A 1,063-nucleotide genomic window follows, 5' to 3' on the forward strand; every position below is an offset into this window, starting at 1 on the left:
GCACGCTGGGGATGTCGAAAGTCGTTTCGCCCTTGGCTACCTTGTGTTGCACGGCGCCGTCCTTGGTGTAGCGCGGCAGATCGGGCAGCAGTCCGAACTGCCTGTAGTCGTCGGGATTTACGGCAAAGGCCCGGTGCATAGCCTGCCACAACGTGCGGCGGTTCCTCTCGTTGAGTGTAAAGATGTCCGCGCGCTTGAGTTTCTGGTTCCAGCCAAGATCTATCTTGGATACGGCTGCGCTAAGCCAACCCGGCTTCGGCTCGTCCGGCGCGTTCCAGGCAAGCGTCTCTTCCGACACGGTACGCACATCGCGCGGCAGAAGCTTGCGCTTGCGGAAGGATTCCATGAATGCCAGCCGATAGTGGAGCGGGTCATCGGGAAAAGCATCGATATCGGCCGTTATCAGCGCCCGCAGATACTCGCCGAAGGTGATGTCGACCGCAGGGCAATAGTCGAGGGCGCGAATACACATTCTCAGCATCTGCTCGGCGATCTTGGCCACCTCATCCGTGAGGCGGAGTTCGCCCGGGCGGGGTGGCCGGGGGGGGGCCGCCCGCACGCCGGTTCCGCCGGTCGCCAGCTTTATCAGATCGCTTGTGCGGCGGTCGACGATAGCCAGAAACGCCTGATAGACGGCAAAGACAAGGATCGAGCCCCGATCATGCGGCTCGAAGGTCTTGTCGTAGTCGAAAGGATCCCTGACGTAGTCGCGCAACGGGCCGGCACGGCCGCTGCCTTCGCCGAACTGGGCGGCGATGCCGGACAGCAGCGTCTCGGCCGAAATCTTGCCCCCTCCTCTGGCGATCCCGAAACTGACCAGTTCCCTGAGCGTGAAATGCTGGAACAGGGCGACGATGTCGGCGAAGGCCTCGTGAAATGCCGGCACGTCCGGGTTGGAAGCCTCCTCGAAATGCCGGTGCAGCCCATCGAGCAGCGCATGCGACATCTCATGGGCGATGATGTCGCTCGACAGGCATGAGAAGACCGTCGTGCCCGGCGTGGTGACATCGCCGTCCTTGCTCTCAGCCGGGAAATAGCCGAACAGCAGAGCCTTCTTGTCTGG

Annotated in this window: 1 pseudogene; it reads right to left on the minus strand. The window is 62.4% G+C overall.

Annotated elements, in window-relative coordinates:
• Positions 1-1,063: pseudogene (locus AC4FWB_RS34535) on the minus strand (S8 family serine peptidase); the annotation flags it as partial.

This window comes from Mesorhizobium sp. LEGMi-168a, from assembly GCF_058312955.1.